3 protein-coding genes are annotated in these 26,870 nt (G+C 73.5%); all 3 read left to right on the forward strand.

Translation table 11 applies throughout. From position 1 onward, the window contains the following. Positions 1-222 precede the first annotated feature (222 nt). Positions 223-22,659: a hypothetical protein gene (locus tag OHA55_RS26385; RefSeq protein ID WP_266710142.1), complete on the forward strand. Its 22,437-nt coding sequence runs from the start codon at positions 223-225 to the stop codon at positions 22,657-22,659. A 79-nt stretch (positions 22,660-22,738) separates the two neighbouring features. Then, positions 22,739-23,749: a type VII secretion system-associated protein gene (locus OHA55_RS26390; protein WP_266710143.1), complete on the forward strand. Its 1,011-nt coding sequence runs from the start codon at positions 22,739-22,741 to the stop codon at positions 23,747-23,749. An 86-nt stretch (positions 23,750-23,835) separates the two neighbouring features. Then, positions 23,836-26,838 carry a hypothetical protein gene (locus OHA55_RS26395; RefSeq protein WP_266710144.1) on the forward strand — a complete coding sequence of 1,001 codons (3,003 nt, stop codon included), beginning with the start codon at positions 23,836-23,838 and terminating at the stop codon, positions 26,836-26,838. Positions 26,839-26,870 lie beyond the last annotated feature (32 nt).

Here is a 26,870-nt window from a genome sequence, read left to right on the forward strand (position 1 = left end):
GCCATGCGCGAGTGAATCAGTTCCGTGGCGCGTGAACCGCTTACCTTTCGCGCCCGTTGACCTGTCGGATGAGATACGAGACACACCGGCCGAGTGCTCAGAGGTCGCCGAGCTCTCCGGGTTCCCCGAGTTCCGGAGGTTCCCCGGGTTCCGGCCGTCTGTGGATACGCCGGGCCCTTTTCTGCGGCCCGGGCCGCTCGCTGGTTTGTGGGGGAGTTGTCGATGCTGCCGCGTGATTACCTGGAGTTCTCCGAGCTCGAGCTGGCGATGTTCTGGGGCCTGCTCGGCAGCGTCCCGCCCGAGGCGAACGCCCGGGCGGCGAACGAGCTGGCCGGGGTGTACTACCGGTACTCGCTCAGAATCGAGGCACTCGCGACCGAGCTGGACGACTCGGTGGACAAGGTCAAGGGCGCACTGCCCGGCACCACGGGCGACAGCTACAAGGGCGCGGTCGAGAAGGTCTCCGGCGGGCCCACCGGCCGGGGCATGCTGCGTATGGTCGGCGAATTCTCCGTGCAGGTCGGCGACGGTCAGCGCACCTACGCGCAGATCATCCTCAAGGCCAAGATCAACATGGAGTACGAGCTCGCGTTCTGCCTCATGATCCTGGCCGCGCTGTCCGCGATGGCCTACTTCACCGGCGGCCTCTCCTTCCTCCAGGCCGCCACCGTCAAGGCCCGCACCCGCCTCCAGCTTCTGACCATCATGCACTTCCTCTCCAGCCACTCCCGGATGGTTCCCGGCCTCGACGAAGCCATCGAAGAGGGACTCATCGAGTTCCTCTCCCAGCTCACCATGATGACCGCCGCCCCCACCGAGCTGCGGCAGAAGAAGTTCGACTGGCGCGACATCGCCGAGAGCGCCACCGTGGGCTACTTCGCCAGCATCTCCACCGAGGTCACCCGCAAACTCCTCGACCCCCTCACCCACCTGCCCAAGGACACCCCCGGCGGCAAGTTCACCAACGAAGTCGTCAAGAGCCTCGCCGACGGCGTCGCCGAAGGCGTCGGCGAACCCACCGGCGTCATGTTCAGCGACCTCCTGTGGCACGGAACACTCAGATTCGACACCGGCAGCATGCTCGGCGCCGGCGTCAGCGCCGTGACCACCGGCCTCCTCGGCAGCGGCCTCATCGAAGGCGCCACCGCCCTGGCCCGATGGAAGTACCAGAACCTCAACACCCCCCTCAACACCCAGACCTGGACCGGCCCCGACGGCACCGGCCCCAACCTCTCCGGCCTCACCACCACCGGAACACCCACCCCCACACCCCCCAACCTCACCACCAACCCCACCCACAACCCCACCACTTCCAACCCCAGCCCCCACCCCACCCACCTCCTCAGCCCCAGCCCCACCCCCATCCTCACCACCACCAACCTCACGGGCCCCGACCTCACGGGGCCCGACCTCAGCCTCACCGGACCCCACTCCACCACCACACCTCCCACCACCACACCCCTCACCCCGACGCCCCTCACCCCGACGCCCCTCACGAGGACACCCGACCCCCTCGACCCCGACGCCATCACCACGATCGGCACCCTCGACCCCGCCTACATCCGCCCCGACCTCACGCAGACCACCACCACCCCGGCCACCACCACACCCACCCCCACCCACACGCCCACGCCGACTCCCACGCCCACGCCCACGCCGACTCCCACGCCCACGCCCACGCCGACTCCCACGCCCCCCAGCACCCGACCCGAGCCGACCACCCAGCCCAACCCGGTAAGCCCAGACGACAAGTCGAACCCCACACTGCCCAACGCGGGGACCTCCCAAGGGCAGCCGAACTCCACGCCGCCCAACTCGATCAACCCCGAAGGGAAATCCACCTCCACACTCCTCAACCCGGCTGCTTCCGAAGGCCATCAAACCTCCAAGCGCCCCGACTCCGTTACGACCGAAAACAACACCAGCACCACACCCGAAGACGACGCGCCCACGGGCACGAACACGGGAACCAGCACCGGCACGAGCACGAGCAACAGCACCGCCCCCACCAGCGAGACCCTCACCGCCCCCAAGACCCCGGTGACCCCGGAGAGCACCGGCACCACCTCCGGAACCCCCAAGACCCCGGTGACCCCGGAGAGCACCGGCACCACCTCCGGAACCCCCAAGCCGATCGGCACAACCGCCGCCACCCCCGACGACACCGGCACCACCTCCGGAACCCCCAAGCCGATCGGCACAACCGCCGCCACCCCCGACGACACCGGCACCTCCGCCGCACCCGACAACTCCGAGACCTCCGCCTCCCCGACCGCCCAGCGCACGCCCGGCACCACCACACCCGGCACCACCACACCCGGGACCGACGCGTCCGGGACCGATGCGCCTACGAACGCCCCGGACGCCACGCCCACGCACACCCCCGCACCACAGTCGGGCGACCGCACCCTCGCCCCGCGGTCTGCCGACCACGCCCCGCTCCCCGCCGAGGTGGCAGAGGCGGTCAGGTCGCTGTTGCCCGAGGTGCGGGCCGAGGCGGAGGCGTACGGCCTTACCCCGGCCGATTTCGTCAGCCTTCACCACGCGCCCCGGGCCGCTGGAGAGACGTTCGAGCAGCTGGTCACGGCCGATGTCGCCGCGCGCACCGGCCGGCTGGCCGCCCTCGACTTCCGGCTGCCCGGGCTTCTGGAAGACGCCTGGTCCGCCGCGACCACGTGGCGCACGATGGCCGCGTCGCTCGACCGCGACCTGGCCCGCGAACTCCGTCACGCCGCAGTTCTCCGTGCCGAGGTGGACGACCGGGTCGGGCCGGCCCTGGACCGGCTGCGCCGCATGGACAAGATCCGTACCGTGTCCGCGGACGCGGACGCGGACGCGACCGGGACCGCGACCGGGACCACCGCTCCCGGCGAGCCAAGGTCCGGCGTGAGCCAACCGGGCCCGCCCGCGCCCGGGGCGACCGAATCGGACGTATTGAGCGGGCGCATCGCGCTGCTGGAGTCCGAGCGCGCCCGGCTCGAAAGCGACCTGAGCGCCAGTCACCGGGCAGCGCGTGTCCACGCCGCCGAGCTGGCCGAGGCGAGTTCACGGCGGGACACCATGACCGCGGCCGTGGGCGAGATCCGCGAGCTGGGCCGCCGCGGTACGGCCGATCCCGGTCCCGCCGCTGTCGCGCGGACGATCGCCCGGGTCACGGGCCGGCCGCTGTCCGCCACGGACCAGCCGCTCGCGCCCACCGGCGCGGCCCGTAAGCCGTGGCCGTGGAAGACGGTGTCCGCCTTCGCGCCCCCGGCGGATCGCGCCTCCCTGCGGTCCGCGTGGGCCCCGTACCTCAACAGCGCGACCGCCGCAGGGGACCGCACTGCCACCCTCGCCGTGGAACAGCCCCCGGCCGACCGCGCGGCGCCCGACTGGATGCTGGCACGCATCACCTACCTGCGTGAGTCCGAGCGGTTCGAGCAACGTCTGGCTCGCTACCTGGGCCGGCACGAGGAGGCCAACGAAAACATTGGCGTGCTGCTGCGGGCCGTATGGGAGCGTGCCGTGGAGCTGGGCCGCTGGCAGGAGCTGGGAACCGACGACGCCACCGTGGACGGCGCCGTGGGCCGTGACCGCGCGCGGCTCGAAGCGGTCGTCGAGTCGGGCAACCTCCGTGAACGTGTCGGCATGTTGTTCGTGGGGGGATTCCTCATGAGCGATCTGCTGGAAGGGGCCTTTCCCGACCCGCCGGCCATCGCCGCGGAACGCGCGTACCGGCTCGCGTCGGCCGAGATACTCGCCTACCGCCGTGCGGTGGAACAGCTCGCCGGGCTGCCCGATGCCGAACGCGAGGCGGCCCTGGCGGCCCTTCGCGCGCCTCTTGCCACCCCCGTGGACCTCTCCGAGCTCCAGCCGCCGCTCAGCGAGGCCGAACTGGCCCTGATACCCGGCGGATCACCGCAGTGGCTCAGCGGGCGGGTGTACTTCGATGTCCGGCTGAACAACCGCGTGGCGGAACGCGCCGAGGAGACCGGCGGACTGCTCGTCGCCGGAATCTCCGGGATGGCCTACCGAGTGCTGGACCACGCGCTGACCGCGCGGGAGATGTGGGGGGTGGACATTGACCTGCGGATGGTGCGACTGGCGCTGATCGGAGCGATGGTCCCGGCGCAGCACCATTCCCTGCACGAGATCATGGCGGCGAGCAGACTCTTCGAGGAAAACCACCCCGGAGTCGAGATGCTCGACTACGCGGACAACTACGGCCGTTACTGGAACATCGCACCCCTCACCGAGGAGGAACTGCGCCGTCACGTCGCCGTCGACGGCAGGTTCCCCGAGGAGCACGCGCTGCATACGGCCGGCCGCCTCGGCCTCGACCCCCGCCCGGCCATCGGCCCCGTGCCCGCCCCGGTGACGTTTCTCCCGATCCACGACGCGGGCGGCTCCCCGATCGGGATGGCCTCCTTCAAACCTGCCGACTGGGCTGTTCGGCAGCCCGTCTACTCGGGGCTCAACAGGACGGGCCACTTCACGTCCTGGCAGCTGGGAGCCGACGGACGGCCCGTGGGTTCCCGGGTGCCCCTGCCCGGCCCCGGCCCCCGGTTCTTCTGGGCGTCGCACGGCAGTGCCGACGGGCTGGAGCTCGCGCTCGACGACGGCGGGACCCGTACGGACCGCGGATATGCCGCTGTCCGGGCCATGGCCGTGGAGGTGGCGCGGGGCGGGTTCCGTTCGGTGGTCGTCCTGGCCTGCGGACCGGACGGTCTGCCGAGGGCTCGAGCCCGGGCCCGGGCCCGGGAACTCGCCGAGCTCGTCGCGCCCGTGCTCGGTGTCCCGACATCCGTCGCCTGGGCGGAGGTCGCCGTCACACCGTCCGACGACGACGCAGCCGCGGACATCCATCTGCTGCCCGACATGGACGGGCTGGCCGCCGGATTCGAGACGGCCATGCCCGGCGACCGGGCGAACCGCGTGGAGGACCTGGGTGATGTCACCGAGGACAGCGCGGACGACGGCGTGACCGGTACCGAGGACCGCGCGGACGACGGCGGCGTGGAGAACCACACGGACCGGGACGCCGGAAAGCTCACCGTGACCCGCGGTCAGCCGCACTACCCGGACCGCACCTACGTCAATGCCGGACCGACGGAGGACAACGCGAGCGGCACCGGGACGACCGCGGGCCCGTCGGGTACCCGCGGCCCGAGCCGCGCCGTCCCCGCGCGCGGCACCCGGGACACCAGCGACGGGCGCGGGGCTGCGGCCTCGTCGCCCTCGCCCTGGGAGCGGCATCTCGCGCAGTCGCTCTCCTCACGCGGCACGGTGGTCGCGGTGGCCTCCCTCACTGAGTACATGCTCAAGGAAGCGCTGGAAACGGCCTCGCTGCGCTCCCGGCTCGCCCGGGAGCGGACGGCCTGGACCCAGGCCAACGCCGCCGCCGTCGCCGCGCTGCCCGACGAATGGACCGCGGCCGCGCGGGGGACGACCACGGCCAGAGTGCTCTCGCTCCTCTCGCCCGAGGCGAGGAAGGCCGGATTCGACGTGTCGATGGATCTGGTCTGGGAGGTCGCCCGCAACGACGAACTGCTGGACCGGCTGGCGGGGGAGTCGGTCACCTCGGCCAGGTTCTCCCGCCTGATGAGGAGTGTGATCAAGACGGGACGGCCGTCCGGACAGGGCCCCCGGCCCGCGTACCGGATGCTGAGGCTCGGCAGACACGTACTCGCCCCCTGGTCGGACTGGGGGGTGCGCTACCTCGGCGCCGTCACCGCTTGGGCCTTGGCCACCGGCCAGGACACGCTGGCCGGTGTCGTCGAGGCGTGGAACGAGATCGGGCCGCCCGCCGACACGACGGCCGACGTCGATGTCCGCGACCCCGAGGCGCTCCACACGTGGGCCTCGCGGACCTTCGAGGTGCCCCTCGGGGAGCAGGCACCGCCCCACGACGCCGGCCAGCGGTTCATCAGCGGGCCCGCCAACCCCTGGACGGTGTCGTCCGCGGTGACACCCGGCGGCTCGGCGGCCGTCAGATTCGCCGCCTACTACCGTGACCCGCGCTGGCGGGAGCTGAGCACCCGCTTCGAGCGCGAGGCCGCCGACCGCTACCACGCGTGGCCGTCCACCCGGGAGGCCGCCCGTGCCGCGGTCCGGCTGCTGCGGGACCACCTCCAGACCCTTGAGGGCCTGCGGCGCAGCCCTGCGGAGGCGTTCTTCAGCAGGCGGGACCTTCCGCCGGCCGCCCGTGAGCAGACCCCGGAACAACGGGCCGAGCAGGCCCGCCGCCGCCTCGACGTCCTCCTGGCCGAAGGCGACCTGGCGGCGCTGATGAAGGCGTTCCAGCGGGCCGCGCGTACTCACCTTCCGGCGCCGTCGCTCGCGGACACCGGCCTCCCGGACTCCGGAGTCCCGGACGGCTCGCCGGCCGGGGGCGCCACTCCCCTTACCGGTGAGCGCTACGACGCCCGCGGCTTCCGTCACCTGGCCGGGCCCGACGGCCCGGCCCGCCACCTGCTGCGCGCGTACCACGTGCTCGACCCCCGCCGGGACGGCGTGCGGTCCTTCATGCGGGCCGTCGCGGCCTGGACGGTGCGCACCGGAGGCAACTCGATGTACGAGGTCTACCAGGCGTGGAACGGCGTCGGCGGCGAGGCGCCCATCGGCATCGACGCCTCCCGCATGTACCGCTGGGCCGCGGAGAAGGAGAGCGTCCAGTTCCAGACGTGGGGACTGCCAGACCCGGCGATCAAGCCGCTGGTGGCGCCGCAGCAGACGCTCTACGTAGACATGACACGCCCGATGGTCGAGGCGAACAAGGACTTCGCCACCGAACTGGTCCAGGATCTGCCCGCCTTCGCCGCCGAGTACGCGAGGGCCTATCCCCGCCGCCCGGATCTCCGCCGCTGGTCGGACATGATGCCGCTCACCGGGAGTGGCGGGCGCAGGCAGCGGCTGGAACAGTGGCTCGACCGGCACGGCGTCGCCGACCTGATGCTGCTGGCACGTACACCCTGGGCCCACATGCTGTCGCTGCATCTCTACACCAGGGCGGACTTCGCGGCCATCAACGGGTTCGTCCGCACCGCCTCCCTGGGCCGCGCGGTCGGTCTCCACATCCAGCAGGAGCGGGTGTTCAAGGAGGTCTGGGACGCCTACACGAAGGACCCGGATTACACGTATCTGCCGGACACCCTGCAGCAGAACGCGCTGTTCCGTGAGGCGGTCGCGGAACTGCCGAAGGACCGTACGCGGGCGGACGACGAGGTGCGGCGGGCGTTCCGGCGGAGGCTGGACCGCGTTGTCGACGCGTACCGCGACGAGCTGGCACTGCATGTCGACATGGCCGCCGAGGCCCTCGAATCGCTTCCCACGGAGAAGCCGCGCACCCTCTGGTGGGGTGCCTTCGCCCCCGGCCGGTTCGCCGAACGGGTCACGGACGGGGCCGTCTACCGGCGCGACACGGTCCACGGCAACAGGTTCCGCAGTACCACGGCGAAGCCCGTCTCGTCCCTTCAGTTCGCGCAGCCGCCGCTCCCCAGCGACGTGGGGCTCCCCGCCAGGGAGCTGGCGAGCGCCCCCGAGCACAGCACCGTGGTGCGGATCCGCACCGCGAGGGCCGCGCGAGACGTGTCGATCTTCGCGAGGTATCCCGACGAGGCGGAGTTCCTCTACCCGCCCGGCGCGGTGTTCCGGGTGCTCCGCAGGACCGACGAGGCTCCCTACCGCCTAGAGGTCATCGAGGTCGAGGAGGTACCGGACACGCCCGGCCCGAGCGCGAGCCGCGCCCCCGCCGCCGTGTCTGAGGCCGATCTCTTCTTGGCCGACCCCCAGTGGTTCGTGCTCGGTCTGGAGTATGAACGCGCCCTGGGCAGGCGCTTCGAGGACGACCCGGACGTCCTGGCCGCGGTGCGCCGCGCCGTCCGCGCCGTCCACCGCCACCTGGTGACACACCTGTCCGAGGCCGACGTGCTGCTCAGCTTCGGGTTCGCCGAGCGGCCCACCGGGGCGGATACCGACGCGGCCACCAGGGACCTCCTCGACCACGACTCGCCCTTGGGCGTGCGTGAACTCACCCACCGCCTGATGTACGCCACCATCGACAAGGACAACTCCAAGTCACTGGCGGCCCTGTGGAAGACAAGGCCCCAACTGAACCGGGTGCGCGGGGACTACTCGTCCGTGTCGCCGCTCGGCCCGCGCGCCTACTCCACCCGGATGCACGCCAGCATGGTCCAGGCGGGACGGCGTCCCGGCCTGGGGGAGGCCCCGCACATCTCCTGGCTGTTCGAGGCCGTCGCCGAACTGCCCGGCGTCAGTTACACCATGCTGTACGGCCTGCGGAAGGGCGTGCTGGCGTACGAGGCGGCCAGAGGCGGCCACTCCTTCACCGAGGTGCTGGCTGCCACCCAGTTCGCCGGCGTGCAGTCCCCCGGTGAGCCGCCCGCGCGTACCGTCTCGGGCATCGACCTCCACCGCTGGGCCTGGACCGGCCTGGCTACCGGCTCCACCGCCGAGCTGCTCCTTCCCCATCAGCGTCTCCACCTGCGGGCGGTGTCCTGGATGAGGGCTCCCTGGATCACCGGCGGGACTGCTCACCTTGCCGCCCTGGAGTATGCGACCGGCCTCCCGGGCGCCGTCACGACGGCCGGGGACCAGGAGATCCTGCCGGTCCCCGGTGCCGCCGACCAGCTGCGGCGGCAGGCTCTGGTGCGGGACGCGCTGGTCCGGCAGAACCTCTGGTCCGGCCTCAATGCCGCGCATCTGCCCACTCTTCACCTGCTCGGCGGGCCGGACAACGCTCTGATCGCCGGCCGGATGACGGGTGCGGAGCTGGCCGCGCGGGTCACCGCTCTGTTCGCCGCGCCCGACCGGGTCGCGCGTCTGCCCTTGCTGGTGGCGCGTGACCACCGGATGCGGGCCCTGATGCGGGGGGCCGACCGGCTGGCCCCTGACGACCACCGGCGCGAGACTCTGCTCGCCCGCCTCGCCGAGCGGGCGGGCGCCCGTGCGGCGGAGCTGTTCGCCGGTGAGCTGGGCCCGGAGCTCGCCCGGCACCGGTTCATGGCTCGCGAGGCTCTCTCCCTGCTGCCCGCTCTCGACCAGCCCGTGTACTGGACGGCCGACAGCGCCGAGGAACCCGTCGCCCCCGGTGCCCTCGTTCCGGTCGCCACCTCGCGTGCCGGGGCTCTCGCCGAGCGGGCCGCCGTCCGGCGGCCCGGCGCCCGGCCGGTGCTCTACGAGTTGTCCCGTTCTTCTGCCCGGAGCATCGCCGCGTTCGCGCCCCTGGACGGGGCGGGCGCGGTCTTCCCCGAGCAGCCGGAACTCACCGTCGTGTCCCGGCGTGTCGTCCACGACACGGTGTCCGGGCTGGTCCACGAGCATGTCGTCCTGGAGGAGCGGTCTGCGACCGCGACCGCGTCCGGGACCGGTGGCCGGTCCCGGACGTCCGGCACCCCATCGCCCGGGTCACCGGTGGACGCCGCGCACCCCGCGATGCTGGACGACCGGTGGACCGCGGCGAGTGCCCGATTCGAACGCGAGGCCGGGCAGGCCCTGGTCCGGTACGTGGAGGGCCGCGGGGGTGTGCGGGGCCTGCTCGCCGCGGTCGCCGACCGGTACTCCAATGACCGGGCCCGGGACCGCGCGGCGGCGCGTGGTGGCCTGGCCGCGCAGATGCGCCGGATCGCCGAGCTGGTCCAGGATCTGCCGGGTGTTCCCGACTCCCGGCAGCAGATGTTCGAGGTCCGCGCCCCGCGCGAGCGGGGCATCCTGGTCCGGGGCGGCACGGCACATGTCGCCGCGCAGGTGCGGCAGGCCTTCCTGGACATCAGCGACGGGGAAGCCTCGCCCAACCAGATCGTCGAGGTGATCCGGGCCGTGGTCGGCTGGCTGCTGTCCGAGGGACAGCACTCGCTGCACGAGATCGTGCGCGCCGTGATCGGCACCGCATCGGGCGGTGGCGAGGCCCGGAGCGTCCTGCTGGGCAGCGGAGCCGAACTCTACGACTGGACCCACCGCAAGGTGTTCCCGCAGCAGAGCTACCCCTTCCCCGAACCCCCGCAGCGTGAGCTGTTCACCCGCGCCGCCCAAGGCGTGGACTCCCTGGACAGCGCGCTGTCCTTCGCCCGGCGGCTGTCCGAGATCCGTCCGGACGCCCCGGTGTCCGATGTGGACGGTACGCCCGGCGCCGACGTCGCCAGGGTCAACGCCGTGCGCGTGTGGGTGGCCCGCTACGGCGGCCCGCCGGGCCTGCGCCATGACGCCCACGAGATGGCGGAACTGTCCAGGCTGACCGGACGGTACGCGAACCTGCTGGGCGCACCCACGGTCCCGGCCCTGCGCGACCGCATCCGGGCCTTGCTCACCGAGGAGTCGGCCGGCGGACGGCTGGACCTGCCCGGCGTCCTGCTGACCGATCCGGCCGTCGCCGACATCGTGCGCCGCACCGACGCGCGCGGCACCCGGGTGGTCCAGGCCGTCCACCTGCTGCGCGCGCACTTCGACGACGGGCGCGTCGCCACCGAGCTGCACGGCACGCTGGCCCCGTACGCGTCCGCCGCCGCCGACTTGGTGCGGCAGTTGCCGCAGATCCACGACCGCGTGTGGTGGACCGGCTGGCTGCTGGACACCTCGGCGGCGGACGGCGGCGAGCCCGGCCGCCTGATCGTCCCGGCGTTCCACCGGGCGTGGCGGCGGGCGGAGCGCATGGAGCGCATCTCCGCGCCGCCCCGCACGGCGGAGCCGACGCGGCCCGCGGACCGGTCGGCGCCCGGGACGGCACGCACGGCGGAGCGCGGGGACACCACCCGAGCGGTGGCGGCCCCGGCGCGGCGCGCCGTCTTCACCGTGGCACGGTCCTCGGCGCACGACCTCTCGGTCTTCGCACCGGACCCCGCCTCCGGCGCCGCGATCTACTCGGCGGAGACCGAGTTCGACGTGATCGGCCTCAGCATCCGCGAGGACGCCACCGGCCCCTACGCGTATGTGACGCTGCGGGAGCACGACCGCAGAAACACCCGTCCGCTCCCGTATCCGCCGCAGCGGCAGGTCAACGCGGCCACCGCCGTGTCGCAGCGGTCCTCCGCCGCTCCGGACGGCTCGGCCGCCCGGGAGGCGGGGGCCACTTCCTGGGCATCCGATCCCGCCGCCCGGGTCGTCGCCCGGCAGATCAACGACGAGCAGGGCAACGAGACCGGCCGCGCGTACTTCACCGACGAGGACTGGGCGCTGCGTGAGGAGCCCTACCGCAGCCTGGGAACGCTGGAGGACCATGTCCGCTGGCGGCGCGAGCCCGGTGCCGCCCCGGAGTACGAGCGCCTGCCGCTGCCGGCCACCACGGCCACGGGCACGTACTTCTACGCCGCCCACGGCGTCCCGGGCGGCGGCCTGCGCGACGACCGAGGGGCGGACGACGGCACCCGCGCCGGGCTGTGGCTGCGGGAGCGCAAGGCGCGGCTGGGCTTCTCCAGCGTCACGGTGATGCGCTGTTACGAACCCGGTCAGGAGACCCAGCCGGACACCAAGCCGGAGGAGGAACTGATCCGCTTCGCCACCCTCGTCGCCGAGACGGCCGAGGTGGACGTGTTCATCTGGCGGGGCCGCGGCGCGGTGACCCCGGCGGAGGCAGGGTGGCCGGTGCTGATGCACGTACTGGAGGACAGCCGGGGCGATGCCACGGGCTGGGTACACGCCCCGTACGGACCGAGGACACCGAACAGGGCGCCAGTGGGCCGGGACGCGCTCCCGGCGCGCGGCCGGGACGTGTCCGCCGACGGCGCGAGCGGCTCCACCCGCCCGGCGCCGGTCACCCCCCGGCAGCGCGGCCGACTCCACGATCCGGCTGGTCCGCGGGTGGCCGGTGCCGTGGGCGGCCCTGCTCCGCGATCCGCGGACCGTGCCCCGCTCCCCGCCGAGGTGGCGGAGGCGGTCAGGTCGCTGTCGCCCGAGGTACGGGCCGAGGCGGACGCGTACGGCCTTACCCCGGCCGATTTCGTCAGCCTCCACCACGCGCCCCGGGCGCCCGGGGCGTCGTTCGAGCGAGTGGTACAGGCCGAAGTCGCCGCGCGCACCGACCGGCTGGTCGCGCTCGACCTCCGGCTGCCCGGCCTCCTGGAAAACGCCTGGTCCGCCGCGTCCGCCTGGCGGTCGAACGCCGCGTTCCTCGAAGCGGGCCTGAATCAGGAACTCCGCCGGGCCGCCGCGCTCCAGAACGAGATCGACGGCCGGGTGGCGCCCGCGCTGGAGCGTCTGTACGACGCGGACAGGGCTCGTACGGTCTCCACGCAGGGCGTCGCATCCCAGCCCGCCGCACCCGAGCCGGATTCGCCCGGGTTCCTGACCCCGATGCCCGAGGATGCACAGCCCGACGTACTGAGTGGGCGTATCGCCCTGCTGGCGTCGGAACGGGAAGGCATCGAAGCCGACTTGCTCGCCGCGCGGGGGGCGACCCAGGCGTACACCGCGCAGCTCGCCGAAGCGAGTACACGGCACCGAGAGCTGACCGAGGCCGTGGACGCGATCCGCGATCTCGCGCGACAGCGCCCCACTCCCGCCGATCCTGCTCCCGGTTCCGCTTCCGACCCCGCCCCCAATCCGGCCGTCGTCGACCGGGCGGTCGCCTTGGCCACCGCGCTGCCGCTCACGTCCACCGCGCCCGTTCGTCCGGCCTGGCCATGGAAGAGCGAGGTCGCCGTCACCCCGGCCGGCGACGGCACCTCCGCCCCGCAGATCCACCCGCTGCCCGACATGGACGGGCTGGCCACCGGGTTCGAGACGGACCGCCCTTCGCCGTACGGAACCGACCGCCCCGAAGCCCCCGGCGACACCGATCCCACCCCCGGCATGGACGACATCCTTGGGGGCGGCGCCGAGTCCGACGCGCACGTCGGCTACCCGGACCGGCGGTACGTCAACAGCGGTACGGCGAACACCGCGCCGCCGACCGCGGGTCCCGGCACGGCCAGTCCTGACACGACCGGTCCTGACACCCAGGCCCCCTCCTGGGAGGGGCAGCTGGTGGAGACACTCAGCAGCCGCGCCGACGTCGTCGCGACCGGCGCCTACGCCGAGCGGCGGTTGAAGAAGGCTCTGGCGGAACTCCGGCTCGGTTCCCGGCTCGCAGGGCAGCGCGACGCGTGGCTGGCTGCCACCACGTCCTCGCTGAACGCGCTGCCCGCCGAATGGCGCGCGGCGGGCGAGGAGACGGCCTCGGGCCGGGTGCAGTTGCTCCTGTCGCCCGGGGCGCGGCGGGCCGGTTTCGATGTGCTGATGGAGTCGGTCTGGGCGATCGCCGGCGACGACGAATTCGTCAGGCTGCTGACCACGGACCTGGCCGGAGAGCCGCTGTTCACCCGCCTGTTCGGCATCGCGACCGGCACGGGCCCGGCGGGCGGCGCGCCCACGAGCCCGGCGGCGCGCATGCTGATGCTCGGTTCCCGGGTGCTCACTCCCTGGAAGGAGTGGGCGCCGAGTTACCTCCAGGCCGTCACCGCGTGGGCCGTCGGCACCGGCCGGGACACCCTGGCAGAGGTCGTGCGGGCCTGGCAGGAGGTCAAGCCCGCCTCGGCCGCGCTCGACCACTACTACTTCGACCTCGCCGACCTCGTCGACGCCAACTCCGCCGACCTCGACTCCGCTGCCGTCGACCCGGCCGACGTCGACAGGGTCGACCTCCAGGACCCCGAGGCGGTGCAAGCATGGGCCTCGGCGGTCTTCGAGCTGCCGGACGAGGCCGACACCGATCCCGAACCTCAGAGCCCCTTGCCCGGCAACCCCTGGGCGGTCTCCTCCTGGCAGGTCCCCGGCTCCGCCACGGCCGTCAGATTCCGCGGCTTCTACCGCAACCCCCGGTGGGCGCTGCTCACCGCCCGGTTCGAGCGGGCCGCAGCCGATCGCCATCTCGGCTGGCCCTCCACCCGGCAAGCCGCCCAGCACGCGGTCCGTGCGCTGCTGAAACGCATCGAGGCCGTCGCGGAAAACCCGCAGGACGCGGCGCTCGCGTTCCTCCCGCCGGAGAAACCGCCGCTCTCGGCGGAGGAGGCCCGGAGCCGGCTCGACCGGCTCCTGGACCCTGGAGACGTGGAACCGCTGATGGAAGTGTTCCTTCGCGCCGCGCGCGAGCACCTTCCGGCGGCCTCGCTTCGCCGCCCCGAGGACGACCTCGCCGAAGTGCTCCGGGAGCGCCCCGCGTCTGCCGTCCGTCACGACGACCGGGGCTTCCGGCACCTGGCCGGACCGGACGGCGTCGCCCGGTACCTGCTGCGGGCCTACGCCGAGCTGGGCCCGACGCCGGAGGAGCTGCGCTCCTTCACCCGGGCCGTGCTGGGCTGGTCGGTCCGCACCGGCCGCGGCTCGATGTATGAGGTCTACCAGGCTTGGAACGAGGTCGGCGGGGACGCCCCGCTCGCCATCGACGCCTCCCGCATGTACCTGTGGGTCGCCGAGAAGGAGAGCACTCAGTTCCAGGTGTGGGGCCTTCCCCACCCCGCGATCGAGCCGCTGGAACCGCCACAGCACACGCTGTACACCGACATGACCCGCTTTATCGAACGAGTGGACGATGCCGCCATGCCCCGCGAGGTCATGGCGGAAATAAGGGAGTTCGCCACGCGGATGGCCAACGGCACCCGGACGGAGGAAGCACCGCTGTCGGCGGGCGAGCTGGATCCCTTTTCGCCGACCTACGATTCCTCCAGGCTGACCAGGGCGCGGCGGAAACGGATGACGGATTGGCTCGCCCGCCATGGCGTCGCGGACGCGCTGCGGCTCTCGCGTGTGCCTCTGGTCCATGTGATCGCGCTGAACGTGTACACCAGGTCGGACTACAAGTCCCTCAACGGCTTCACCCGTACCTCCGCCCTGGGCCACACGGTCGGACTCCGTGTGCAGCGCGCGAAACTGTTCTCCAGGGTCTGGCAGGCGTACACCCTGGACGGTGACTTCGACAGCGTGCCGATGACTCTGCGGGGCAGCGAGGCGTTCCGCGAGGCGGTCGCGGTGCTTCCGCGGAGGCCGGCCGACCTGGACCCCGGGGCGCAGCTCCGGTTCCAGCGTTCGATGAACCGGATCCTTGAGCGCTACCGCGACGAGGTGGCACTGCACGTCGACATGGCCGCCGAGGCCCTCGAATCGCTTCCCTTGGAGAAGGCACACCCTCTCTGGTGGGGAACCACAGCCCCGGGCCGCTTCGGGGTCAGGCCGCAGAGCGACCCGGTCTTCGGCCCCGGCACGGTCCACGCCAACGCGTTCCGCAGCACGTCCATCGCGCCCGGTGTGACCCTGCACTTCTCTGACCTGGACGAGACCGAGGTGGGCCTGAGACACAGCGCCACGGTGCGGGTCGACCGCGCGTCGACCGCGCGCGACATATCGGTCTTCTCCGTCCTTCCGGCGGAGGCCGAGTTCCTGTACACCCCCGGCTCCCAGTTCCGGATGGTCAGCAGGACCAACGACGAGCTCAATCAGATGGAGGTCATCGAGGCTACCGAGGTGCCCCCCGGCGACCCGGGCCCGGCCGCGGACAGCGGCCCGGTCGCCGCGACCGCCGAGGAATCCTTCTTCACCGACCCTCAGTGGTTCGTGCTCGGTCTGGAGTATGAACGCGCCCTGGGCAGGAGCTTCGAGGACGACCCGGACGTCCTGGCCGCGGTGCGCCACGCGATCCGTGCTGTCCTGGACCACGTGAGCGAACACTGGTCCGAGCCCGACGCGCTGATGACCTTCGGACTCGTCGAGCGGCCCAGTGCGCAGGAGGCCGCCCAGGCGAGGAGGGATCTCACCGGCGACGACTCGCCCCTGGGCGTTCGCGAACTGTTCGATCTCCTGCTGTACGCCACGGCCGACGAGGAGAACACGAGGTCCCTCGCGGCGCTGTGGAACGCCAGGCCCGAACTGAACCGGGTGCGCGGGGACTACTCGTCCGTGTCGCCGCTCGGCCCGCGCGCCTACTCCACCCGGATGCACGCCAGCATGGTCCAGGCGGGACGGCGTCCCGGCCTGGGGGAGGCCCCGCACATCTCCTGGCTGTTCGAGGCCGTCGCCGAACTGCCCGGCGTCACCTATCCCGTGCTGTACGGCCTGCGCAAGGCCGTGCTGGCGTTCGACGCGGCCAGAGGCGGCCACTCCCTCGCCGAGGTGCTCGCCGCCACCCAGGACGTGGGCATCCGCACCGACGGCGAGCCGCCGGCACGGACCACCCCTGGCACCGGCCTGTACCAATGGGCCTGGACCGGCCTGGCTACCGGCTCCACCGCCGAGCTGCTCCTTCCCCATCAGCGTCTCCACCTGCGGGCGGTGTCCTGGATGAGGGCTCCCTGGATCACCGGCGGGACTGCTCACCTTGCCGCCCTGGAGTATGCGACCGGCCTCCCGGGCGCCGTCACGACGGCCGGGGACCAGGAGATCCTGCCGGTCCCCGGTGCCGCCGACCAGCTGCGGCGGCAGGCTCTGGTGCGGGACGCGCTGGTCCGGCAGAACCTCTGGTCCGGCCTCAATGCCGCGCATCTGCCCACTCTTCACCTGCTCGGCGGGCCGGACAACGCTCTGATCGCCGGCCGGATGACGGGTGCGGAGCTGGCCGCGCGGGTCACCGCTCTGTTCGCCGCGCCCGACCGGGTCGCGCGTCTGCCCTTGCTGGTGGCGCGTGACCACCGGATGCGGGCCCTGATGCGGGGGGCCGACCGGCTGGCCCCTGACGACCACCGGCGCGAGACTCTGCTCGCCCGCCTCGCCGAGCGGGCGGGCGCCCGTGCGGCGGAGCTGTTCGCCGGTGAGCTGGGCCCGGAGCTCGCCCGGCACCGGTTCATGGCTCGCGAGGCTCTCTCCCTGCTGCCCGCTCTCGACCAGCCCGTGTACTGGACGGCCGACAGCGCCGAGGAACCCGTCGCCCCCGGTGCCCTCGTTCCGGTCGCCACCTCGCGTGCCGGGGCTCTCGCCGAGCGGGCCGCCGTCCGGCGGCCCGGCGCCCGGCCGGTGCTCTACGAGTTGTCCCGTTCTTCTGCCCGGAGCATCGCCGCGTTCGCGCCCCTGGACGGGGCGGGCGCGGTCTTCCCCGAGCAGCCGGAACTCACCGTCGTGTCCCGGCGTGTCGTCCACGACACGGTGTCCGGGCTGGTCCACGAGCATGTCGTCCTGGAGGAGCGGTCTGCGACCGCGACCGCGTCCGGGACCGGTGGCCGGTCCCGGACGTCCGGCACCCCATCGCCCGGGTCACCGGTGGACGCCGCGCACCCCGCGATGCTGGACGACCGGTGGACCGCGGCGAGTGCCCGATTCGAACGCGAGGCCGGGCAGGCCCTGGTCCGGTACGTGGAGGGCCGCGGGGGTGTGCGGGGCCTGCTCGCCGCGGTCGCCGACCGGTACTCCAATGACCGGGCCCGGGACCGCGCGGCGGCGCGTGGTGGCCTGGCCGCGCAGATGCGCCGGATCGCCGAGCTGGTCCAGGATCTGCCGGGTGTTCCCGACTCCCGGCAGCAGATGTTCGAGGTCCGCGCCCCGCGCGAGCGGGGCATCCTGGTCCGGGGCGGCACGGCACATGTCGCCGCGCAGGTGCGGCAGGCCTTCCTGGACATCAGCGACGGGGAAGCCTCCGGCGACGAGGTCATCGAGCTGGTCCGGGCCGTGGTCGGCTGGCTGCTGTCCGAGGGACAGCACTCGCTGCACGAGATCGTGCGCGCCGTGATCGGCACCGCATCGGGCGGTGGCGAGGCCCGGAGCGTCCTGCTGGGCAGCGGAGCCGAACTCTACGACTGGACCCACCGCAAGGTGTTCCCGCAGCAGAGCTACCCCTTCCCCGAACCCCCGCAGAAGCTCCTGTTCGCTCGTGCTGCCCGTGAGGTGGACGCCCGCGACGACGCGCTGTCCCTGGCCCTGGGGCTGGCCGAGATCACCTTGAGCCCCGAGTCGCCCGCCACACCCACCGCGCCCGACGCGGCCCCGGACGGCGCGCCCGCGACGGCCGACACCGACGCGGCCAGGGCCACAGCGGTACGCGCGTGGCAGCTCCGTCACGGCGGCACGTCCTTGATGCGCCATGACGCCCACGAGATGGCGGAACTGTCCAGGCTGACCGGACGGTACGCGGACCTGCTGGGCGCGCCCACGGTCGCGGCCTTGCGCGAACGCATCCACGATCTGGTCACCGACGCGATGGCCGACGGACGGCGGGACCTGCCCGGCGTCCTGCTGACCGATCCGGCCGTCGCCGACACCGTGGGCCGCGCCGACGAGAGCGGCACGGTCCCCGGCCCGGCCGGGACCCGGGTCCCGGCCGCCGGCCTGCTGCACCGGCATTTCGACGACGAGCGGGTCGCGGCGCTGCACGGCACGCTGGCCCCGTACGCGTCTGCCGCCACCCGACTGCTGCGTCAGCAGCCGCAGATCCACGACCGGGTGTGGTGGACCGGATGGCTGCCGGACACCTCGGCGGGGGACGGGCGGGAGCCCGACCGGCTGACCGTCCCACCGTTTCACCGGGCATGGCGGCGGCTGGAGGGCGTCCAGCGGCGGCCCGAGCCGTCCCGGCCGGGGGAGCCGATGCTGCCCGTGGACCCGGCGGTGCCCGTGCATCCGGCGGCGGACGTGGACCCGTCAGCGGCCGAGGCGGGGAGTGGCGACACCATCCGCCCGGCGGCGGCCCTGCCGCGCCGCGCCGTCTTCACCGTGGCGCGGTCCTCTGCGCACGACCTGTCGGTCTACGCGCCCGACCCCACCACCGGGGCGGCGGGCTATCCGGCGGAGACCGAGTTCGAGGTGATCGGCACCAGGGCGCACGCGGATGCCCTCGGCCCGTACACCTATGTGACGCTCCGGGAGGTCAACCCCCGGGGAACCCGCACGCTCCCCCAGCCGCAGCCGCAGCCGCAGCCTGCCGCCGCGACTCCGCAGCCTGGCGCCGCGACCGCGCTGCCTGTCCCCGCTCCGCAGGGCTTCGTCTTCACTGCCCGGGTCGTCGCCCGGGAGATCCGCGACGAGGAGGGCAACGAGACCGGCCACGCTTACTTCACCGACGAGGAATGGGCGCTGCGCGAGGAGCCCTACCGCGAGCTCGGAACGCTGGAGACCTACGCCCGGTGGCGGCGCGGGCCTGGCGATTCCGCGACGTACGAGCGGTGGCTGCTGCCCGCCACCACGGCCACCGGCACTTACTTCTACGCCGCCCACGGCACCCCGGGCGGCGGCCTACTCGACGACCAGGGCGTGGATGACGGCACCCGTGCCGGACAGCGGCTGAGGGAGCGGAAGGCGCTGCTGGGCTTCTCCAGCGTCATGGTGATGCGCTGTTACGTACCCGGCGAACAGCCCCGCCCGGACACCATGTCCGAGGAGGAACTGGTCCGCTTCGGGGCCCGCGTCGCCACCCAGGTGGAGGCGGACGTGTTCATCTGGCGGGGCCATGGCGCGGTGACCCCGAGGACGCCCCAGTACCCGGTCACGATGCACATCCTGGAGGACGGCCTCGGAAGGCCCACCGGGTGGTTGCGCGTCCGGCACGGCACGGCGGGCGGAGGAGACCCCCGGGGCGGGCGCCCGCGCGTCTCCGAGCTCACCGACGAGGTGCCGCTCCCGTACCCCGACAGGTCCCTGCACAACGCCGCCGGCGCCGGGCGGACCACCCTCGCCGGCGGCGCGGTGCAGCCGGGCGGGGACGCGGAGAGCCGGATCACGGTGAGTGACATCGTGGGCCCGGACGGCGCGCTGGTGGGCCGGGACGTGTTCTCGGCGCGCGGCAGGGCCTGGCGGGCGGGGAGCCACGAGGGGCTGCCGCTGGTGACCCACTACGTCGAGTGGCGGACCGGCCCCAGCGGCGAGCGGATCGCGCGGTGGGTGGCGATGCCGGAGACCAGCGCCACGGGGACGTTCTACCTCGCCGCGCTCGGAGTCCCGGGCGGCGGCGTCCTGCTGGACGGCGGTGCCGACGACGGCACCCGGTTGGCGGAGGTGCTCGCGGACGTGGCGGGGCGCGGATTCCGCAGCATCACCCTGCTGACCGGCCAGGACGGAACCCCGCGGTCGGCGGCCGGGATGGCGGCGCTGGCGCGGCGTGTCGCCGACGCGACGGGCCTGCCAGTGCTGTATCCCCTCGGGGACAGCGCGGTGCTCGGCGACCCCGCCACCGAGATCCATCTCCTGGAGAACGACGCGGGCTGGCCCACCATGTGGGTGAAGGCGACACCGGGTTCGGACGGCGGCGGGTGGACCTACCCGCCGAGGACGGAGCAGGTGTCCCCGGACGCGGCAGACGGCAACCCGTGGGCGGTGCCGGGCTGGCAGCCGCCCGGCTCGGCCCGGGCGGTCCGGTTCGCCTCGTTCTACCGCGACGCGCGGTGGCGGGAGGACTCCCTGAGCTTTGAACTGACCCTCGGCGAACGGCTGAACGCCGACCCCGAGGCACGGAGTGCCGCGCGAGCCGCCCTGAACACCCTGCACCGCTTCCACGTCCGCCTGCTCGGCCAGGAACGCGCCGGAGACCTCCTGCGCCGGGCCACCAGCCGGTCGCTGGTGCCGGGCGCCGCCTCCGCCGTCACCACCCAGCTGGTCGACGTATTCGCCGATCTCGCGATGGGCCGTGCCACCGTACCGCTGTGGCGGCTGTACCCCGCCGCCTTCTCCGCCGACGCGCACACCTACGCGCGGCCGGCGCCGCCCCTCCAGGAGCGGCGCGGGCACCTGCACGATACGGCCGGTCTGCGGGTGGCCGGTCCCGTCGACGGTCCGGCGATGTGGGTGCTGCAGGCGTACCGGGCCCTGGGCGCGAGCGACGAGCAACTGCTCGCCCTGCGGCCGGCGGTGCTGGCGTGGAGCATCCATCACGACGTCAACTCGCTTCCGGAGGTGCTGCGCGCCTCCCATCTGCTGGGCCTGGGCGACCCGGAGGAACGTGCCTCCCTGCGGGACGGCTCCCGGCTCCACCGGTGGACATCCCTCACGGTGATGCCTGACGTCGTGCCCCCGCACCAGACGCTGTACGAGACCCGCACCGAGTCCCTCACCGAGGGCCCCTGGCTGGACGCCGACTACTCCTGCGCCTTCACCACGCCCGCCGCGATCCACGCCTCCCTGGTCGGGATCAGGGACAACATCCGCGTGGGCGGCGGCGTCCGGCAGCGGGCCATCGCGCAGTGGCTCGCCGACTACGACGAAGCCCCGGCAGCCGCCCGGCAGTTGCGTATCGGTCACCTGACGGCGATCTTCCTCTACACCGTGGAGGGCGATTCCGCTCTCTACCGGCAATACGTGAACAACAGCCGGTTCGGCGCTCGCTTCAGGGACTTCATGATGCGCCAGATGATCTGGCGCCAGCTGGCCCCGCTGAGGACCGCCGACGAGGACGAGATCGGAATCGATGTCGCGGTACAGATCATCAACGCGGGCAACAGCCTGTACTGGAGCTTCGACCGCGTGACGGAGCTGCTGAGGGGAGAGGCCGACGGAGACCTCCGGGAAGTCGTCCCGGCCCTCGCCCGACGCGTCACGGACGATCTGGAGCTGCACGTCAGCATGCTGGCCGAGGCGCTGGACATCCTTCCGCCGATGGGGCACTCGGTGGCGTGGGGCAACTGGATGCCCGGCTCGGTGGACGCGCCCGCCCGGGGAGTCCTGCTGACCGAGGACAGCATGTCCCAGCCGCGCTTCCGGAGCACCAGCGAGGACGAGATGACGGCGGTGAGCTTCATCCCCGGAGTCCCCCGGGCGGAGAGCGCCGAGCGGCACCCGATGATCGCGCGTGTCCGGGAATCGTCCGGCCGTGAGATCTCCCCGTTCTCCAACCTGATCGAGGAGCAGGAAATCCTCTACGAGCCTCGGGTGTTCCGCCTGGTGTCGCACCGGCCGCACGTCGTCGATGGCCGGGCACGCGTCGACTACACCCTTGAGGAACTGCCGGACTACCCCGACGAACGCCTGCGCAACGCGGGTGGTCCGCCGTACGCGGGTCCCGCCGCGGACGGGGCCGCGGGTGCTGCGGACGAGGGGGGACGCCGGACCGGCCCGGTCGCGGTCCCATCGGCTCCGGACGCATCGGCTCCGGACGCATCGGCTCCGGTCCCACCCGTTCCGGCCGTACCGGAACCGGCTGTACCGGAACCGGCCGCCGTGCCGCTCCGGGCTCTGCCGGTGTTCGCTCGTACGGCGGACTCCGCCGGACTGTTCGACGGCGAGCCGGTTCTCCTGGGGCGGGCCGGGGAGGGCGGTGCCGGGTTTGTCGCGAGCCTGGCCGAGGCTGTGCGGAGCTCCGTGCCCGCCGCGCTCGACCACGTCGGCGGCACCGGCCCGGACGCCTTCGAGCGGTGGCTCACCGACCGTCTGACGGACGAGGACCTCCCCGTCGGTGCCCTGGTCCGCCCCGGGGGCGACACACGGTTCAGGCTCGGTGACCTGGAGGACGCCGGAGTCGTCCTCGCTCCGGGCCAGTGGGCCCAAGCACAGCTCATGGGCGGTGAACTCCCGCTCGGTGGCCTGGGATTGAGCCAAGCTGCGCTGTTCCGTCTGGCGCTGCGGAACCCGTCCGTGCTGTGGACCGGCACCCCGGAGCAGATCGAGTGGGCCCTTGCCGCCGTCGCCGCGCGGGAGCTGGGCGTGGCCATCGCCCTTGCCCGGTACGGCGCCGAGGGCCTGCGGCTCGGTGACGGGACGGCGGGCATCGTCCGTATCGTCAGCCGTCCCGGAGAAGGGGACACCCACGTCTACCGACCGGTGATCCCGGCCCCGCGCCCCCGCCACTGAACCGATGCCGCCGGGCGGACGTTGGCACCGATGAACGTGTCCGTGACGGCCACGGACCGGTGACGACCGATGAGGAGCCATGGCTGAGGACGAAGACAGCCGACGCGAGGAGCGGCCCGGCGACGCGGCCGAAGGTGCGGCGGACAGCGTCGCCGGAGGCGATGGAGAGGGCGGTGACGGCGGCGTGGACAGCGCCGCCGGGGGTGATGGAGCGGGCGGTGGCGTGGAGGGGATGCCGCCGGTGCCGCCCGAGATCCGGGAGGCGGCCCGGCTCGCCCCGGGCAACCTGATCGGTGTCATGGACCCCGCCTGGTCGGCCGAGGGTGACCCGCCGGACTGGGCGCTGGTGGGCCAGTGGCGCTCCGGCTCGGGCGGCGAGATCGAGGACTGGTACCCGAACCCCGCCTACCGCCCCTCGCCCGAGGCCATGGGCTGGCCCGACCCCACGGACGAGATCGACCGGGCCGTACAGCTCGCCGCGACCGGCTACGGCCCCGCCGAGGACATCCCGCGCACCCTGGTCGCGGCGGCGGAAGTGGCCGTACTGATCCGGTACGACGGCACCCTGTGCTCCGCGACCGCACCGGACGGACAGGCCGTTGTCCCGCTCTACACCTCGCCGCCGCAACTGGAGATGGGCGGACGCTTCGGCTACGAGCTGATGACGGTACGGGACATCATGGACCTCCTGCCCGAACGGCACGCGCTCTACCTGAACCCGGCGGGCGCGGTCGGCATGACGGTCGAGCCCGAGGCGGTGCGTGCGGAACTCTCCGCCGTGCGGTCCGGGGACGAGTCGGTGACCGTCCCTGGCTGGGAGGACGCCGGTGCGGAGGGGGTCGGCGTGAGCGAAACCCACGCGGACGCCGACGCCGACGCGCACACCGGAGGCGGGACCCCGCCGTTCGAGGACGTCCACCTTCCGTCCCGGCCCCTCACCATGAGTGGCCCCGTCATGCCACGGGTACGGCCCGAGCCGCTGGAGGGCCTGGCGCCCTCCGCGTCCGGCACGGCGGCCGAGCGCCCGGCCGGGGAGACGGCACCGGCCTCGGTCGAACCGGCGCCCGCCGAATCCGCGAGCGGGACGTGAGCTGGTCGATCGGGGCCGCGTCGAGGCTCGTACGGAACCCGAGGCGCCGCGCGAACCGATCGGGCGGCCCGGAGGGCGAACCCTCAGTGGCGCCGCTGACCGTGCGGGCGGCCGGAGACGTCCTGGTCATCCACGAGGACACCGGGACCCCCGGCCGGGCCGGCACTCCCGGCCGGGAGGACGTCCCCAGCTGGGACGGCGCGTCCCCCGGGGACGGCACGGCACCGCCGCACAGCGCGCTGAGCGCCGACCCCGACACCGTGACGCTGATGGTGACGGCCCCCGGCCACCCCGACCTCTGGCCCTCCCTCGCCGAGGTGCTGGACGCCGTGTGCGAGGCGGAGTACACCGCCGTACGGCTGGTCCTGTCCGAGGCGGGCGCCGCGGTGGGCCGCCGTCCGCCGCGGGCCCAGCACATCGCCGACACCTGGGGCATCGATGTGATCGCTCCCGTCGGGACCGTACTCGTCCACTCCGACGGCTCGCTGTTCGCCAGGGGCGCCGGCCCGGACCATCCGCACGGAGGCCGGGGCGGGCAGCAGCCGGCCGCGGGCTGGTGGCGGTTCACCCCGGACGGCGAGCCGACCCCGGGCGGCTTCCGTGCGCCGGCGCCCGCTTGGGAGGCGGAGATCTCGGCGCTGCCCGCGACGACCGGTCGCGGATGCGTGATCGAGCAGGTCCCGGCCGGTGTGATGCTCGCTCCCGGCCCGGACATCGCGCCCACCGCCGCCGAGATCGGCCACGCGGTGCCCGCCGATCCGCACCGCCCGGCCGTGCTGATCGCTGCCGGACGGACCGGTTCGCACCCGCCGTCCCGGGAGGTCGCGAGCCTGCTGACCACCCTGTCCGCGCCGCTCCGCACGGTGATACGGCTCGCCCCGCTCGGTTCGGCCGACCTGCTGCCCCTCGCCCAGGACGTGGCCGACCTGATGGGCGCGGAGGTGGAGGTGATGACGGCGGCGCCGCTGTACACCCGGCACGACGGGCCGGGCTCCGTCGCCCGGCCCGTACTTTTGGGCCCCGGCCACACTCCGACCTGGCGCCCCTTCGTCGAGTCCCTGATCTGCCGCCCCGCCGCCGACCCCGAGGCACTGACCTGGCCCGCTCCTCGGCTGGGTGCCTGGCATGCCCCCGTGCCCGAGCTGGAATCCGGGCCGCGGCCCGGCTCGGTCCGGATGCCGGGCGGCTGGCAGGCGGCGGTGACCCGTTCGGGTCTGACGCTGACGGCGCGGGGTGGCGCGGTACCCCTCGGTACGCCGCCGCCCGATCCGCTGCGCATGGTGATCGACTTCGGCGAGCCGGGCGAGGAACTGGGCGACGCGGCGCTGTCGGCGCTCTACCGCCTGGTCATGGAGATGGACGAGGACGTCCGCGTGCACACGGTCCTGCGGGTACGGGGCCGGTGCGCCGACGGAGGGGTACGGCTGCGGCGCTTCGCGGTCCGGCACGGAGTGGCGTTCCTGCCCGCGGGGCGGGAGAGCCTGCCCGCGGAGCGGCAGTCCGGGGCGGGCGGTCCGTACGCCGGGCTGGGCAGTCCGGCCGCTGCTGCCGCCTCGTCCCCGGCGGAGCTCGGGGAGGTCCTTGAACATGAAACGGCGCCGTCGGCGCCGTCGGCGCCGTCAGCTCCGTCAGTGTCACCCCTGTCACCCCTGCCGTCCCGGGTATCAGTGCCGTCAGTGCCGTCAGTGCCGTCAGTGCCGTCAGTGCCGTCAGTGCCGTCAGTGCCGTCCGCGCTGGTTCAGCCGCTGTGGCAGGCGCCCTCACTGCACCTGACGCAACCGGACCGGCCGGAGCGCCCGGCCTTCGGCGACGGCGACATCGAGGGCCGCCACGGTGCCGGCCCGTCGGAGCTCGACGAGGTTCCGCCGGGATTTCGGCCCTTGCCGACGGCGGCGGGACCGACGGCCGGACCGGCCATGCGGCCGACGTCACGTCAGGAGGCCGCGCCCGCCCCCGGTCAGGAGGGCGAAGCGCTCGGCACCTCGCCGATGTGGGACGGCCCCTACGCGGAACCGGAACCGGCCGTACCCGTGCCTCCGGCGGGCCCCACGACACCCGTGCCCGAGCAGCGCACGTCGTGGCCCGCGCCCCCGGAACCCCTGGGCCGGCCGGATTCCGGCCCCGACACGGACGCCCCCGCGCCCCGCCGGGAACCGGGCCCGCTCCCGCCCCTCCCGGCCCCCGGCCCGCCGGCGCCCCGGCCCGCCCCGGAGCCCGCCTCCGGCGCGGCCGAGCGGCCCGATGCCCGTACGACCCGTACCGCGCCCGACCCGGCCGAGCGGCCCAACGCCCGCACGAACAGCCCCGCGTCCGACGTGACCGCCCTCAGCGCCGCGCCGCTGCCCTTCACCACGACGCACCGCAGCACGGACGCCGAGCGGCAGGCGTTCCGTGTCCTCGCGGGCGAACACTGGCAGGGGCAGTACCAGGCCGTCGTACGTGCCCTCTCCCGCCTCCCGGCGCTGCGGAACACCGACCAGGAGGCCATGCGCGCCGACCTCGCGGCCACCCGCCTCTGTCTCACCGCCGAGGAGGGCAGCATGTTCCATCACACGGCACTGAGGCGTTCCCTGCGCTTGGGCGACGGCGAACTCCTGCCCTACGCGCTCTGCCTGGTCTCGGGGCTGCGCCATCTCCCCGCGTACCGGGGCGTGGTGGTGCGCGGCGGCCCGCCGACGGTTCCGCTGCCGGAGCCCGGCCAGGTCCTGCGTGCCGGCGGGCCGGTGAGTGCGCTGCCCCAGGGCAGCGGCGTGCCGGGAGTGCGGTACGCGATCTGGTCGTCGACAGCCCGCCGCGTACGTTCACTCCTGGACTCCGCCCCCGGCCCCGCATCGGCAAAGGCCGCCCGCGACGAGCTGGTCTTCGCTCCGGGCACCGAGTTCGGGGTGCTGGAGATACGCGGCAAGGGGGCGAGTCCGCTCGTACTTATACGTGAACTGGGCTCCGGAGAGCGGGCGTTGACGGAGGAGCGGAGAAAGGAGCAGGACCGCACGGCACTCGACCGGCTGACGAGCGCGCTGGACCAGGACACCCCGAAGCCGGACCGGCCGGGCTCCTGGCCGGACCGGTGTGCGGGACCGCTTCCGTAGCACCGGCGGCGCGGGGCGCGCCCGCCGCCCGC

Origin of the sequence: Streptomyces sp. NBC_00102, assembly GCF_026343115.1 — a bacterium.
In the GTDB taxonomy this organism is placed as follows: domain Bacteria; phylum Actinomycetota; class Actinomycetes; order Streptomycetales; family Streptomycetaceae; genus Streptomyces.